Source organism: Streptomyces flavofungini, assembly GCF_014650815.1.
Lineage (GTDB): Bacteria > Actinomycetota > Actinomycetes > Streptomycetales > Streptomycetaceae > Streptomyces > Streptomyces flavofungini.
Genome location: NZ_BMVR01000020.1, coordinates 97,744 through 112,445 on the forward strand (window position 1 = coordinate 97,744; position 14,702 = coordinate 112,445).

Consider the following 14,702-nt stretch of genomic DNA (forward strand, 5'->3'; position numbering starts at 1 on the left):
TTCAGTCCTCGTACGCATCCAGCGGCGGGCAGGAGCAGACCAGGTTCCGGTCGCCGTACGCCTGGTCGATGCGGCGCACCGGCGGCCAGTACTTGTCAGCCGCCACCACACCGGCCGGGAACACGGCCTCGTCGCGGCTGTAGGCGTGCTCCCAGTCGCCGCCGAGCGCGGCGGCGGTGTGCGGGGCGTTGCGCAGTGGGTTGTCGTCGGCGCTCCACTCGCCGCTCGCGACCTTCTCGATCTCGCCGCGAATGGCGATCATCGCCGCGCAGAACCGGTCGAGCTCGTCCAGGTCCTCGCTCTCCGTCGGCTCGATCATCAGCGTGCCGGCGACCGGGAACGACATGGTCGGCGCGTGGAATCCGTAGTCGATGAGCCGCTTGGCGATGTCGTCGACGCTCACGCCCGTGGACTTGCTCAGCGGCCGCAGGTCGATGATGCACTCGTGCGCGACGAGCCCGCCGGGGCCGGTGTAGAGCACCGGGAAGTGCGGCTCCAGGCGCTTGGCGATGTAGTTCGCCGACAGCACGGCGACCTGCGTGGCGCGCTTGAGTCCTTCGCCGCCCATGAGGCGTACGTACGCCCAGGAGATCGGCAGGATGCCGGCGGAGCCCCACGGCGCGGCCGAGACGGGCCCGACGCCCGTCTCGGGGCCGGCGGCGGGCTGCAGCGGGTGGTTGGGCAGGTACGGGGCGAGGTGCCCGCGCACGGCCACCGGGCCGACGCCGGGGCCGCCGCCGCCGTGCGGGATGCAGAACGTCTTGTGCAGGTTCAGGTGCGAGACGTCGCCGCCGAAGTGGCCGGGCTTGGCGAGGCCCACCAGGGCGTTGAGGTTGGCGCCGTCCACGTAGACCTGGCCGCCGGCCTCGTGCACCTGCGCGCAGATGTCGGCGACGTGCTCCTCGAAGACGCCGTGCGTCGACGGGTACGTGATCATCAGGACGGCGAGCTGCTCGCGGTACTGCTCGATCTTGGCCCGCAGGTCCTCGACGTCGATCTCGCCGTCGTCGGCGGTCTTCACCACGACGACCTTCATCCCGGCCATCACGGCGCTGGCGGCGTTGGTGCCGTGCGCGGAGGACGGGATCAGGCAGACGGTGCGCTGGTCGTCGCCGTTGGCACGGTGGTAGCCGCGGACCGCGAGCAGTCCGGCGAGCTCGCCCTGCGAACCGGCGTTGGGCTGCAGCGACACCTTGTCGTACCCGGTGACCTCGGCGAGCCGCTCCTCCAGCTCGCGGATCAGCGTCAGATAGCCCTGCGCCTGCTGGGCGGGCGCGAAGGGGTGGAGCTGGCCGAACTCCGGCCAGGTGACCGGCTCCATCTCCGTGGTGGCGTTGAGCTTCATGGTGCAGGAGCCCAGCGGGATCATGCCGCGGTCGAGGGCGTAGTCCCGGTCGGCGAGGCGGCGCAGGTAGCGCAGCATCGCGGTCTCGGAGCGGTACTGGTGGAACACCGGGTGCGCCATGAACTCGTCGGAGCGCCGCAGCCCGGCGGGCAGCGTGTCGGTGACGGAGGCGTCCAGCGCCTCGACGTCGGCCTCGACGCCGAACGCCGTCCAGATCGCGGCGAGCTGCGTCCGCGTCGTGGTCTCGTCGCACGCGAACGACACCTGGTCGGCGTCCACGAGGTGGATGTTCACGCCGCCTTCGCGGGCCGCGGTCACGACGTCGGCGGCCTTGCCCGGTACACGGACGGTCAGCGTGTCGAAGTACGCCTCGTGCACGACCTCGACGCCCCCGGCCTTGAGGCCCGCGGCGAGGATCGTCGCGTACCGGTGGGTGCGCCGCGCGATCGCCTTGAGGCCCTCGGGGCCGTGGTAGACGGCGTACATACCGGCCATGACGGCGAGCAGCACCTGCGCGGTACAGATGTTGCTGGTCGCCTTCTCACGGCGGATGTGCTGCTCACGGGTCTGCAGCGCGAGCCGGTAGGCCTTGTTGCCGTCGGCGTCGACGGAGACGCCCACGAGGCGGCCGGGCAGGCTGCGCGCGAACTTCTCGCGGACCGCCATGTAGCCGGCGTGCGGGCCGCCGAAGCCCATCGGCACGCCGAAGCGCTGGGTGGTGCCGACGGCGATGTCCGCGCCGAGCTCACCGGGCGAGGTGAGCAGCGTGAGCGCCAGCAGGTCGGCGGCCACAGAAACGATTGCGCCGAGGTCATGAGCCTGGTCGATGAGCGCCTTGATGTCCCGTACGGCACCGGAGGCGCCCGGGTACTGGAGCAGCACGCCGACCACGCCGCGCTCGGCGACGTCCGCCGGGATGCCGTCCGAGAGGTCCGCGACGACGACCTCGACACCGGTCGGCTCGGCCCGGGTCTGGATCACGGCGACGGTCTGCGGCAGCACGTCGGCGTCGATGAGGAAGACGCCGTTCTTGACCTTGCCCAGGCGCCGGGAGAGCGCCATGGCCTCGGCGGCGGCGGTGCCCTCGTCGAGCAGGGAGGCGCCGGAGGTGGGCAGTCCGGTCAGGTCGGCGACGACGGTCTGGAAGTTCAGGAGCGCTTCGAGGCGGCCCTGCGAGATCTCCGGCTGGTAGGGCGTGTACGCCGTGTACCAGGCCGGGTTCTCCATCACGTTCCGCAGGATCACCGGCGGCGTGAACGTGCCGTAGTAGCCGAGCCCGATCATCGAGTCGAGCACCTGGTTGCGGTCGGCCAGGGAGCGCAGCTCGGCCAGGACCTCGGCCTCGCTCCGCGCGCCGGGCAGCTCCAGGGCATCGGCGTTCTTGATCACATCCGGCACCGCGGCGGCCGTCAGCTCGTCGAGCGAGCCGTACCCGACCTGGGCGAGCATCTTGGCGCGGGCTTCTGCATCGGGTCCGATGTGCCGCTGTTCGAAGGGGATTCCCTGCTCCAGCTGCGCGAGCGGAGTACGAGGAGTGGCGGTCATTGCGGAGGCCTCCTGGTCTGACACGACCTGCGAGGGGCACCACGGCGCGGGTACCCGGACGGCCTCCCCCTCTGTCATCTCAACCTGAGAGCTTCACAGCTCCGCCCTAGGGCAGCGCTGCTTTCACCGTCGGTGAGGAAGGGTTCCGAACGTGCCCGCCCGACGCCCGCCCTGCTTTCCAGAGTGACCTCGTCCGTGCGGTACATGGGCCTGAGAGATTCCGGGGAGGAGTTGCTCCTTCGGCGCCTCCGGTGCTGCCACCGAAGAGCTCTCCCGCACGGGGTCAATAGTCACTGGCCAGCCTACCAGCGAGGACCGCGGCCGATCCCTCGAGTGGCCGCCCGCCCCGATGTGCTCTTTCGTAGTGATGACAAGCAAAATCCCGAACGAGTGAGCACGAGCACGCACAACCAGGCACAAGCAGCCACAAGCACCTGTAAGAACCCATAAGCAGGCACGAGCACGAACGACTCGCGACCAGTTGGAGGGCCCGTGCAGACCGACATCGATCCGCGCAACCTGATCGGCCGCAAGGCGTTCGACCGCAACGGGGCCAAGATCGGCACCGTCGACGAGGTCTATCTCGACGATGCCACCGGTGCGCCGGAGTGGGCGGCCATACGAACAGGGCTGTTCAGCCGGGATGCCTTCGTCCCCCTGGAACCCAGCGAGCTGATCAACGACGGCACCCTCCGGGTCCCCTTCGAGCGCGCCCTCATCAAGGACGCCCCGGACTTCGGCGTAGGCCGCCACCTCTCCCCCGAACAGGAACTCCAGCTCTACCGCCACTACGGCCTCGACCTGGCCCCACCCCCGCCTCCGCCGGACACCGACTTCGGCCACACGGCAACGTAGCCAAGGGCCCGAAGCTTCCGTTTCCCTCCCACTCCGGCTCATTCATACCTATTCCCGCCCACCCTGGCTCGCTCCGGCCCACCGCGGCTCACTCCGGCCCATCCCGGCCCACCCCGGCCTTGCCCCGCCTACGGGCGCCCTCAGGCTGACCGGGCGGCTACTCCTGCTTGGGCATTCGCGACGTACTCGTACGCGCAGGTCGCGATGCTCGCGCAGGTCGAGGAGTCCGCAGAGTCTCCGGTGCTCGCTCGCGGCCGCTCAGGTGTGGTAGGCGACTTCAGGGTTCCTGGTGCTCCTGGCTGCTCGGCCAGCCCGACCTGTCCTCCATGGCCCCGGATTCCCCGGCCTGCCCGGCGCCCCCAACGGTTCGGCCTTCTCCGGCACTCTCCGCGACCTCGGGCTACTCAGCAGCCCCAGCACCTCCGGCCTGCCCGACAGCCGCCACACCCTCGTCCTCCACGACACCTGCCACCCCCACGTCCGCCGCCACCAACGGCACCGGATCCGACAGCTCCAGCTCCGGATCGTCCGTCCGAAACGTCCGCACCCGCCCTGGCACCGACCCCGGCGTCTCGAACCGGACCGTCACCCGCCCCAGCCCACTCCCCTGTACCCACCCCGCCCCGTGCACCGCGTGCCGCACGTCATGCCCGGCCGACCACCTGCGCTCAGCCAAAGCCACAGACTCCCCACCACCGGCATCACCACCCCCAGACGCCTCACTGCCGGGCGCCCCACCACCAAACCCGCCACCAGGCACCACACCACCGCTCCCCGCACCACAAGCCGCGCCCCCGACCGCGCCCTCACCCCGCATGCCACCGTCCGCCATCTCACGCCCGCCCCATTCCCCCACCTCAGGCCCCGCCTCCGTCTGAGTCCCCAAACCGGCGACCACGCCCACCCCAGCCCCCGCCTGAGCCATCACACCCTCCCCACCAGCACCAGCACCCGCACCCGCACCCGCACCCGCACCCGCACCCGCCGCAGCGTCGGCCTGCGCCGCCGCGTCAACCTGCGCCTGCGCCTGCGCGAACAAATCCTCCTGCGTGTAGTCGGCCAGCCCGCTCACCCCGACCCCCAGCAACCGCACCCCACCCGTGGTGTCCACGGACTCGAGGAGCCGCGCGGCCGCCTCGCGCACCACACCGGGGTCGTCCGTGGGCCCGCGCAGCGTCTCGGACCGGGTCAGCGTGGAGAAGTCGAAGCGGCGGACCTTCAGCACGATGGTCCGCCCGGAGTGCCCCGCGTCCCGCAGCCGCTGCACGCACCGGTCGGCCAGCCGGGCCACCTCCATGCGGACCCGCACCCGGTCGTGGATGTCCACGTCGTACGTGTCCTCCACGCTGACCGACTTGGTGTCCCGCTCGGCCACCACGGGCCGCTCGTCCTGCGCCAGCGCCATCGCGTACAGCGACCCGCCGTGAGCCTTTCCCAGGAGCCGTACGAGCTCGTCCTCCCCGGCTTCGGCCAGCTCCCCGACGGTGGTGATCCCGGCCCGCCGGAGATGGTCGCCGGTGGCGGGCCCCACCCCGGGCAGCGTCCGCACGGTCATGGGCGCGAGCAGTTCCCGCTCCGTACCCGGCGATATCAGCACGAGCCCGTCCGGCTTGGCCTCCTCGGAGGCGATCTTCGCCAGCATCTTGGACGCGGCGAGCCCCACGGACCCGGTCAGCCCCGTGACCCGCAGGATGTCCGCCCGCAGCCGCTCCCCCACGGCCCGCGCCGCCGCCTCGTCCGCCGCGACGCCACCCGCTTCCAGGTCCACGAAGGCCTCGTCCAGGCTCAGCGGCTCCACCAGCGGCGACAACTCCCGCAGGAGCCGCATCACCTGCTCGCTGATCGACCGGTAGAACGAGAACCGGGGCACGAGATACGCGGCGTTCGGCGCGAGCCGCCGCGCCTGCCCCATGGGCATCGCCGAATGCACCCCGAACCGCCGTGCCTCGTAGGAGGCGGTGGCGACCACACCGCGCGGACCGAGCCCGCCCACGACGACAGCCTTGCCCCGCAGGCTCGGCTTGGCAGCCTGCTCGGCGGACGCGTAGAAGGCGTCCATGTCGAGATGCAGAATCGTCGGCGCGGTCCTCACATCTCCGATGCTGCCCTACGCCACTGACAATGCCCCTGAGCCACCAGGCGCAGGGGCCCCGCCAGGACCACCGAGGAACGCCGCCGACCGCCTCACACGGCCCGGTTGCGCCGCCTCGCGAGCTCGTCCCCGGGATGGTTCCCCACCAGTGTCTCCCCGGTGTCGATGCGCTCCCCGTGGAGCTGCGACAGAGCCGCCTCCACATCGCGCCACACGACGCCCACGGCGATCCCGAAGACGCCCTGTCCGCCCTGGAGCAGATCGTGCACCTCGGCGGGCGAGGTGCACTCGTAGACCGTCGCCCCGTCGCTCATCAGCGTGGTGCGCTCCAGGTCCCGGAATCCGCTGTCGCGCAGATGCTGGACCGTGGTGCGGATGTTCTGCAGCGAGACCCCGGTGTCGAGGAACCGCTTCACGATCTTCAGAACGACCACGTCACGGAAGCTATAGAGCCGCTGGGTCCCGGAGCCACCGGCCGCGCGCACACTGGGCTCGACGAGCCCGGTCCGCGCCCAGTAGTCCAACTGGCGGTACGTAATGCCCGCGGCGGCGCACGCCGTGGGCCCCCGATATCCGACCCGGTCCTGCTCGGGGCTCTCCTGACCTTCCGGTCCGGAGGTACCGCCGGGCACTGCCACCGGGCGTTTCGGAGAGTGATCGGCCGAGCTGCTGTGATGCGGGTACGGACCGCCCACCGCTGTGCCGTCGCCGCTGCTTCTCACGCCGACCTCCGTCCTTGACCTGCCTCCTCGACGGTAGGCAGTCACCAGGGGCTCGTCAACGAACGCCACACTCGGCACGCCGGGTGATAATCACCCTGCGAGTGGTTTCCCCTCCCACACTGCGGGGAAAGGCTAGCCGAATGATCCGGAGACGGCCTCCCGGAGAGGTCCTACCGGCTGATGTACGACGCCGATCCACCGGCTGTCGACGGCCGACCGAGGCGCCCGATCCGCCGCCGCCGACGGCTCACTGGCTGTTGGTGCCGAAGTCCTCGGGCGAGATCTGGTCGAGGAACTCGCGGAACTTCTCCACCTCGTCCTCCTGCTCGTCCGGAATGGCGATCCCGGCGTCGTCGAGCACCCCGTCACTGCCGAAGATCGGCGTCCCGGTGCGCAGCGCCAGCGCTATGGCGTCGGAGGGCCGCGCGCTCACCTCGACTCCGCTGGCGAAGACCAGCTCGGCGTAGAACACGCCTTCACGCAGGTCGGTGATGCGTACTTCGGTGAGCTCCTGGCCGACAGCCTCCAGCACGTCCTTGAACAGGTCGTGCGTCAGCGGCCGTGCGGGCGCCATGCCCTGCTGTGCGAAGGCGATGGCGGTCGCCTCCCCTGGTCCGATCCAGATGGGGAGGTACCGGTCGCCTCCCACTTCACGCAGGAGCACGATCGGCTGGTTGGAGGGCATTTCGACCCGGACACCTACGACGTCGAGCTCGTTCACACAGCAACCCTAGGACGTGCCCGGCAGGTTTGGGTAGTCGGGCACCGATCGGGTCAGCGCACCCGGACGCCGAGGGCACTGTGCACGAGCGCCGCGTGCAGCCTGCCCGTGAGCCCCGCGAGCTCCTTCGTACGGGCTTCCGCATGGGCCCTGGTCTGCGGATTGCGGTGCCTGCGCAGCGGCGCGACGACTTGGTCGACGAGGCCCGCCTCCCGGTCGGCGGCCGCTTTCATGGCCCGCAGATGGCGGGGTTCGATACCGAATCGACCGAGTTCGACGACCAGCGCGGCCACCGTCACGGCGTCCGCGTCGTAGCTCCCGTCGGGCAGGGGCGCGATCAGGCCGTACGTCTCCCACTCGGCGAGCTGCCGCTCGTCGGCCTCGGCGGCGGCCAGCAGGGTGTCCCGCCCCAGCCGCGCCGCGGTGCGCTCCTCGTCGGCCTCCGGGAATTCGCTGTCAGCAGACTCGGGCGACTGCCCAGGAGCGGGTACGGCGGGTACCCCACCGGGCTCCGTGGCGTCGAGCTGCTCACGGATCACTTTGAGCGGCAGGTAGTGGTCGCGCTGCATCCGCAGGACGTAACCGAGCCGCTCGACGTCGTCCGGGCTGAACTTGCGGTAGCCGGACGGTGTGCGCTGCGGCTCGATAAGCCCTTCGGACTCCAAGAACCTGATCTTGGAGATGGTGACCTCGGGAAATTCGTCACGCAGCACGTTCAGCACGGTGCCGATGCTCATCAGCCGTTGGTCCGCGGCGGCGGTGCCGCTTCCGGCACCGCCCCTCGTTGTGTGCAGCATGGACCTTCCCTGGGGTCCCCCCAGACGGAGTCTGGGGGAGGGTCAGATGCCCCGCTGGCTCGCGTAGAAGACCAGCCGGTACTTGCCGATCTGCACCTCGTCGCCGTTGGACAGCGCGACGGAGTCGATCCGCTCCCGGTTCACGTACGTGCCGTTGAGGCTGCCCACGTCGGCGACGGTGAAGGAGCCGTCCGCGAGGCGACGGAACTCCACGTGGCGGCGCGACACGGTCACGTCGTCCAGGAAGATGTCGCTCTGCGGGTGGCGCCCCGCCGTCGTCAGCTCGCCGTCCAGGAGGAAGCGGCTGCCCGAGTTCGGGCCGCGCCGCACCACGAGGAGCGCCGAGCCGAGCGGCAGCGCGTCCACGGCCGCCTGCGCCTCGGGCGAGAGCGCCGGGGACAGCGTCTGTCCGGTGACCTCGGCGTCGTAGGCCTCGAGTCCGGAGATGGAGATCGTCGAAGTGGTCTCGGACGGACGCTCGGCGACCGCTCCGGCCCGCAGCGGCGCACCGCAGTTGGAACAGAACCGGCTCGCCTGCGCGTTGCGGTTCCCGCACCTCGTACACACCAGGGCCGACATGGACGGATCCTCCTGCCGCGGCTGCCCCGCAGGGGCATTGGACGCGTACGGGTCGGGGGTAAACCCTCCACCCGTACTTGAGGTTGACGGTTCCCCGAAACCTATGCGGCCGGAACTGGCAGGGTCAACAGACGACGCGCCCTGTCCGCCCGAAATGTCTCCGCCGACCTGGTCCCGGAACAGCGGGCGCTCGCCCACCTGTGTCTCCGGCACGTCTCCAGCGCGCGGCGCACGATGACGGGCGTCTTCACGTGCGCTCTTGCCGAACAACTTCGCAAACAACTTCACGGGCGATTCCCCTTGACCGAAACAGACCCGCCCGTGGGGCAGGACGAACCCTGATTGCACACACCGTCATACCGCGGTACTACCGACATCCTCACAACGTCCGTAGCCGCCAAACAGTTTCCACCACGCACCCCGTCTGCGGTGCGCCGACCCCCCGCAACCTCATGCCCTGGACCAACGGCCCCCATGCGCTCCCGGCTCACTGGGAGGACGACCGAGCGTAGTCAGGCCGCTTCGCCGGTCGCAAGGCATCCACGACGATCTTCTCCGTACGTGCGACAGTGACCGTGGCCTGCTCCTTCTCCAGAGTCTGCACCACCCCTCCGGGGATGTTCAGTGCCGGCTCCAGGTCCTGCGGCTTGCCGATGACCTTGAAGCGGTAGGGCGCGGAGACCTTCCGGCCGTCCACGCGCACACCGCCGCCCGTCGCATCCGACAGATGGGTGCTGGCCACCACCCTGACGTCATTGACCTGGATGGCCTCCGCACCGGCGGCGCGCAACTCCTGGATGGCGTCGAGCAGCATGTCAGCCTCAACCGTCCCCTTCTTGTCGTCGATGGTCAGCGTGATGCCGGGGCCCTGCGCCGCCACGGTGCCCGCCAGAATGCCGAGCTGTCGTTCTCTCTCGACCGTCTGCTTGCGGGCCTCCTCGGCCTGGTCCGAGCTGTTCTCGAGACCGGTGCGCTGTTCCTCCAGTCTCCGCTTCTCATCTTCCAGACGCTGAGTTCGGTCATCCAGTTCATCGAGAATACGGACAAGATCTTCCTGCCGTGCTCCGCGCAGCGCGCTGCTGTCGTTGGTGGACCGCACCTGGATGGCGAGCCCCAGGCCGAGAACGAACAACAGCAGGGCGACGATGAGTTGCGCCCGCGTCAGGCGCGGCGGCCAGATCCCCTGTACGAGCCTCTGACGGCCGGTCAGGGTGGTGTCCCCGCTCGGCTTCCCCGGCGCCCCGTCAGCGGCCGTGCCGGGCGTCACCGGGACCTCGGCGGGCAGTTCCCTGCGCCTGCCGTCCTCGGGCGGGTTCTCCCTGTTCATGGGGTTCATGGGACTCATCGCCGTCACGCCCTGAAGACGTGCCGGCGGATCGCCGCGGCGTTGGAGAAGATCCGGATGCCGAGGACCACGACGACACCGGTGGACAGCTGGGCGCCGACGCCCAGCTTGTCGCCCAGGAAGACGATCAGCGCGGCCACCACCACGTTCGACAGGAACGACACCACGAAGACCTTGTCGTCGAAGATGCCGTCGAGCATCGCGCGCAGACCGCCGAACACCGCGTCGAGCGCGGCCACCACGGCGATCGGAAGATACGGCTCGACCACCGCCGGAACCTCGGGCCGGACCAACAATCCGGCCACGACTCCCACGACGAGGCCCAGTACGGCGATCACGATGTGCCCTTTCCTGCTTTCGGCTCTGCTGTTCGTACGGTCACACTGGGCGCGGCCGGGAGCCGGACGTCGTCCATCGCGGAAATGCTGGTCCGGACGCCGAAGTTCTCCTGCAGACCGTGCAGATACTGGCCGTCCACGCTGTTCTGGAACCTCGTGCTCAGCTTCTGCCCGTCGCCCACCGCGAGCACCGTATACGGCGGCACCAGCGGCCTGTTGTCGACCAGTATCGCGTCACCGGCCGCCCTGATCGCCGACAGCGCGGTCAGCCGCTGATCGTTGATCGCGATGGCTTCCGCGCCCGACTCCCACAGGCCGTTGACGACGCGCTGCATGTCGCGGTCCCGCACCCGGCCGTTGTCGGAGAACCCCGAGCTCTCCCGGGGCCCGCCACCGCCCTGGTCGGCTTCCTTCTTGTCGTCGATCACGAGCTTCACACCCGGCCCGTGCACTTCCGTCGCGCCGGACAGCAGCGACACCAACTCGGCCCGGCCGCCGCCGTGTTTCTCCAGGGCGGCCCGCTGACGCGCACTCACATCGCCGCGCAGATCGTCGACCTCGTCCTCGAGCTTGTCCGCGTCCGCGGTCGCCGACTCGACTCGTTCGATCAGCTCGGAGCGCTCCTTGGCCAGCTCCGGCGCCGCTATCCGCGCCTGCGCCGCACCCACGGTCACCACGAGCGCGGCGAGCACCAGACCGACCGCGAGCCCCAGCTTGGCCCGCAGCGTCTTGGGGACTCCACCTGTGCCGGTTTCCCTCTTGCGGGCGGCGGCTTCCGCGTACCCCTCGTCCAGGCTGTGGTCCATGACGGTGGTGAGCAGCGACATGGAGGCGTCCGGGCGCCGGGGGCGCGAGACGGTGCTCCGAACGGGGGGCTGCTGCGGCATGCCGCACATCGTCGCACGTCGCGGGCACTACCTCCGAACGGCCCCACCGGCGTGCCGGACAGCACCACTTACGGGTGCTGTCCGGCACATTTGCGCCATCAGTGTCCGGCGCTGTCCACCACCGCGGCCCACTCGTCGAGCAGCGCCTGGGCGGACGCGTCGTCGGGCCCCTCGGCCCACAGGTGTGTGACGGCCTCCGCGGGGTCGGGCAGTACGAGAACCCAACGTCCGTCGGCCTCCACGACCCGTACCCCGTCCGTCGTGTCCACGGACCGCTCGCCCGCGGCCTCGACGACATGCCGCATCACGAGACCCTTGACGGCCCACGGAGTAGCCAGATCGCGCCGCAGGACGTGCGCACGCGGAATCCTGGCGTCGATCTGGCTGAGCGTGAGCTGCGTGCGCGCCACGAGCCCGATGAGCCGTACGAAGGCCGCCGTGCCGTCGAAGACGCTGCTGAACTCGGGCACGATGAACCCACCACGCCCGTCGCCGCCGAAGACGGTGGAATCACCGCGTCCGACGCGGGTCAGATCGTCCGGTGACGTCGTCGTCCACTCCACCTGGGTGCCGTGGTAAGCGGCGACCTGCTCGGCGATACGTGTCGTGGTCACCGGCAGCGCCACCCGGCCGCTGCGCCGCTCAGCGGCCACCAGGTCCAGCATCACCAGCAGGGCCCGGTCGTCCTCGACGATCCGCCCCTTCTCGTCGACGAGCGAAAGCCGCTCGCCCACGGGGTCGAACCGCACCCCGAAGGCCGCGCGCGCCGACGCCACGATCTCACCGAGCCGCATCAGACCGGACCGGCGTGCGTCGGCGGACTCGGTGGGCCGCGACTCGTCGAGCCCGGGGTTGATCGTCAGGGCGTCGACGCCGAGCTTCCCGAGGAGGCTGGGCAGGACGAGCCCGGCGCTGCCGTTGGACGCGTCCACGACGACCTTGAGCTCCGACTCGGCGATCCCCGTCGTATCGACGTTGCGCAGCAGCGACCCGGTGTAGGAGTCGAAGACGCTGGCCGGGAAGTGCAGGTCCCCGATCTCGCCGGGGAACGCGCGCCGGTACTCCTGGCGCGCGTACACCCGGTCGAGCTTCCGCTGGCTCGCCTGCGAAAGGTCCGCCCCGCGCCCGTCGAAGAACATGATGTCGACGGAGTCCGGCACCCCCGTCGTCGTACGGATCATGATCCCACCGGCACTGCCACGCGCCGTCTGCTGCCGCGCGACCGGCAGCGGCACGTTCTCCAGGTCGCGTACGTCGATGGCACTGGCCTGGAGGGCGGAGATCACCGCCCGCTTCAGTGCCCGCGCACCACGGGAGTGGTCACGTGCCGTGGTGACGGTGGAGCCCTTCTTGAGCGTCGTCGCGTACGCTCCGGCGAGCCGTACGGCGAGTTCCGGTGTGATCTCCACGTTCAGGATGCCGGAGACGCCGCGCGCGCCGAAGAGGTGCGCCTGTCCGCGGGACTCCCAGATGACCGAGGTATTGACGAACGCGCCGGCCTCGATCGTCTTGAACGGGTAGACCCGCACGTTGCCCTGAATGATCGATTCTTCACCGACGAGGCATTCGTCGCCGATGACGGCGCCGTCCTCGATGCGGGCGGCCCGCATGATGTCGGTGTTCTTGCCGACGACGCAGCCTCTCAGATTGCTGTGCTGCCCGATGTAGACGTTGTCGTGCACGACCGCCTTGTGCAGGAAGGCTCCGCTCTTCACGACGACGTTCGAGCCGACGACGGTGTGCTCACGGATTTCGGCGTCCGCTTCGATCTTCGCGTAGTCCCCGACGTACAGCGGGCCGCGGAGCACGGCATCGGGATGCACTTCGGCGCCTTCGGCGACCCATACGCCGGGCGAGATCTCGAAGCCGTCGAGTTCGACGTCGACCTTGCCCTCCAGCACGTCCGCCTGAGCCTTCACGTAGCTCTCGTGGGTGCCGACGTCCTCCCAGTAGCCCTCGGCGATGTAGCCGTAGATGGGCTTGCCTTCCTTCATGAGCTGCGGGAAGACGTCACCCGACCAGTCGACCGGCACATCGGCCTCGACATAGTCGAAGACCTCGGGCTCCATGACGTAGATGCCGGTGTTCACGGTGTCGGAGAAGACCTGCCCCCAGGTCGGCTTCTCCAGGAAACGTTCGACCTTGCCTTCTTCGTCGACGATGGTGATGCCGAATTCCAGCGGATTGGGAACGCGTGTCAGACAGACGGTGACAAGCGCGCCTTTCTCCTTGTGGAAGCGGATCAGATCGGTGAGGTCGAAGTCGGTCAGAGCGTCGCCGGAGATGACGACAAAAGCATCATCCTTCAGGGCCTCCTCAGCGTTCTTCACGCTGCCGGCGGTGCCGAGTGGCTTCTCCTCATTGGCATAGGTCAGCTCCATCCCGAGCTCTTCACCGTCGCCGAAGTAATTCTTGACGAGCGACGCCAGGAACTGGACTGTCACTACGGTCTCGGTGAGCCCATGCTTCTTCAGCAGGCGCAGCACATGCTCCATGATCGGCCGGTTGGCCACCGGCAGGAGCGGCTTGGGCATGCTCGAGGTCATGGGGCGCAGGCGCGTGCCTTCGCCCCCAGCCATCACGACGGCCTTCATGTCGGAAACGTCCTCCTTGATAGACGACGATCTAGCCGACTCAGCCTGCCAGGATTAGCCCGTTCACTCAGGTACGAGCCTTCCGGCCGCCCCACCCGTCATTTTGACGGGCTCAATCGGCCATGGCATCCGTCTTGACAAGTCGGCGGACCTGAACCACGTAGAGGATCCCTGCCCACCAGTACAGCGTTGTACCCCATCCGGCGAACGCCCATCCGAAAATAGCAGCGAGTGTATGGATCCAGCCAGTTCCGTCACTGAGCAGCAGTAGTGGAAAGGCGTACATCAGGTTGAAGGTGGCGGCCTTGCCGAGGAAGTTCACCTGCGGCGGCGGATAGCCGTGCCGCCGGAGGATCCAGACCATCACCAGCAGAACCAGTTCGCGCAGCAGTAGCAGCGAAGTCAGCCACAGCGGAAGAATCCCCCGCCAGGTGAGGCCCACCAGCGTCGACAGGATATAGAGCCGATCGGCTGCCGGGTCGAGGAGCCGGCCCAGGTTGCTGATCTGGTTCCATCGTCGCGCCAGTTTGCCGTCGAGATAGTCACTGACGCCGCTCAGCGCGAGTACGAGCAGCGCCCAGCCGTCGCTGTTCGGCCCGCCGAACTCCGGCCTGAGGATCAGCCACAGGAAGACGGGTACGCCGACGAGACGCGCCATGCTGAGGATGTTCGGGATGGTGAGGACCCGGTCCGTCTGGACGCGAGTCTCCTGGACCTCCACCCGGGGGCCTCCTGTGGGGAACGAGCCAATGATGCCCCCTGACCTTACCGTCAGTTGTCAGATGGCTGTGCAGAGGGGGTGGCGCGGCACCGGAAAAGGTCCAGGAAACAAAAAAGAGCTGGTCCCTGAACCGAAGTTCAGGGACCAGCTCTCTATCAAAT

General features: G+C 69.1%; 12 protein-coding genes and 1 riboswitch. Of the genes, 1 reads left to right on the forward strand and 11 read right to left on the reverse strand.

Annotated features, from left to right (window positions below):
- Position 1: 1 nt before the first annotated feature.
- Positions 2-2,890, reverse strand: a complete 2,889-nt coding sequence (gene gcvP / locus IE274_RS35780; RefSeq protein WP_190120110.1) for an aminomethyl-transferring glycine dehydrogenase — start codon at positions 2,888-2,890, stop codon at positions 2-4.
- A 188-nt stretch (positions 2,891-3,078) separates the two neighbouring features.
- Positions 3,079-3,176: riboswitch (glycine riboswitch) on the reverse strand.
- A gap of 206 nt (positions 3,177-3,382) precedes the next feature.
- Between gcvP and IE274_RS35785 the strand changes: the two genes are divergently transcribed.
- Complete coding sequence (locus tag IE274_RS35785) at positions 3,383-3,745, forward strand: PRC-barrel domain-containing protein (protein ID WP_190120111.1); 363 nt, start codon at positions 3,383-3,385, stop codon at positions 3,743-3,745.
- Positions 3,746-4,145: 400 nt separating this feature from the next.
- Here IE274_RS35785 and IE274_RS35790 read toward each other — a convergent pair whose 3' ends face one another.
- The 10 genes from IE274_RS35790 to clsA form a co-directional block, all read right to left on the reverse strand.
- A complete protein-coding gene (locus IE274_RS35790) occupies positions 4,146-5,837 on the reverse strand; it encodes a DNA polymerase IV (RefSeq protein WP_190120112.1) in 1,692 nt (563 codons plus the stop codon).
- Between the two features lie 92 nt (positions 5,838-5,929).
- Positions 5,930-6,559 carry a MerR family transcriptional regulator gene (locus IE274_RS35795; protein ID WP_190120113.1) on the reverse strand — a complete coding sequence of 210 codons (630 nt, stop codon included), beginning with the start codon at positions 6,557-6,559 and terminating at the stop codon, positions 5,930-5,932.
- Positions 6,560-6,806: 247 nt separating this feature from the next.
- The gene (locus tag IE274_RS35800; RefSeq protein WP_005475662.1) at positions 6,807-7,280 is read right to left on the reverse strand and encodes a bifunctional nuclease family protein; all 474 of its coding nucleotides are present in this window, start codon (positions 7,278-7,280) and stop codon (positions 6,807-6,809) included.
- A gap of 53 nt (positions 7,281-7,333) precedes the next feature.
- Positions 7,334-8,077 carry a transcriptional regulator FtsR gene (ftsR, locus tag IE274_RS35805; RefSeq protein WP_190120114.1) on the reverse strand — a complete coding sequence of 248 codons (744 nt, stop codon included), beginning with the start codon at positions 8,075-8,077 and terminating at the stop codon, positions 7,334-7,336.
- Positions 8,078-8,119: 42 nt separating this feature from the next.
- Positions 8,120-9,004 (reverse strand): double zinc ribbon and FHA domain-containing protein, encoded by an 885-nt coding sequence (locus tag IE274_RS40490; RefSeq protein WP_372447256.1) that lies wholly within the window; start codon positions 9,002-9,004, stop codon positions 8,120-8,122.
- Positions 9,005-9,143: 139 nt separating this feature from the next.
- Positions 9,144-9,992 carry a DUF881 domain-containing protein gene (locus IE274_RS35815; RefSeq protein WP_190120116.1) on the reverse strand — a complete coding sequence of 283 codons (849 nt, stop codon included), beginning with the start codon at positions 9,990-9,992 and terminating at the stop codon, positions 9,144-9,146.
- Between the two features lie 14 nt (positions 9,993-10,006).
- Complete coding sequence (locus IE274_RS35820) at positions 10,007-10,339, reverse strand: small basic family protein (protein ID WP_003988855.1); 333 nt, start codon at positions 10,337-10,339, stop codon at positions 10,007-10,009.
- The gene (locus IE274_RS35825; protein WP_190120117.1) at positions 10,336-11,235 is read right to left on the reverse strand and encodes a DUF881 domain-containing protein; all 900 of its coding nucleotides are present in this window, start codon (positions 11,233-11,235) and stop codon (positions 10,336-10,338) included. The genes IE274_RS35820 and IE274_RS35825 overlap by 4 nt, the downstream gene beginning before the upstream one ends.
- Before the next feature lie 89 nt (positions 11,236-11,324).
- The gene (locus IE274_RS35830) at positions 11,325-13,820 is read right to left on the reverse strand and encodes a mannose-1-phosphate guanyltransferase (protein WP_190120118.1); all 2,496 of its coding nucleotides are present in this window, start codon (positions 13,818-13,820) and stop codon (positions 11,325-11,327) included.
- A 112-nt stretch (positions 13,821-13,932) separates the two neighbouring features.
- Positions 13,933-14,541 (reverse strand): cardiolipin synthase ClsA, encoded by a 609-nt coding sequence (clsA, locus tag IE274_RS35835; protein WP_190120119.1) that lies wholly within the window; start codon positions 14,539-14,541, stop codon positions 13,933-13,935.
- Between the last annotated feature and the right edge of the window lie 161 nt (positions 14,542-14,702).

Bases quoted from the DNA above. Each gene is read 5' to 3' on its own strand.
- gcvP (WP_190120110.1), bottom strand. From the start codon at position 2,890: ATGACCGCCACTCCTCGTACTCCGCTCGCGCAGCTGGAGCAGGGAATC.
- ftsR (WP_190120114.1), bottom strand. From the start codon at position 8,077: ATGCTGCACACAACGAGGGGCGGTGCCGGAAGCGGCACCGCCGCCGCG.
- IE274_RS35815 (WP_190120116.1), bottom strand. From the start codon at position 9,992: ATGAACCCCATGAACAGGGAGAACCCGCCCGAGGACGGCAGGCGCAGG.
- IE274_RS35825 (WP_190120117.1), bottom strand. From the start codon at position 11,235: ATGTGCGGCATGCCGCAGCAGCCCCCCGTTCGGAGCACCGTCTCGCGC.
- IE274_RS35830 (WP_190120118.1), bottom strand. From the start codon at position 13,820: ATGAAGGCCGTCGTGATGGCTGGGGGCGAAGGCACGCGCCTGCGCCCC.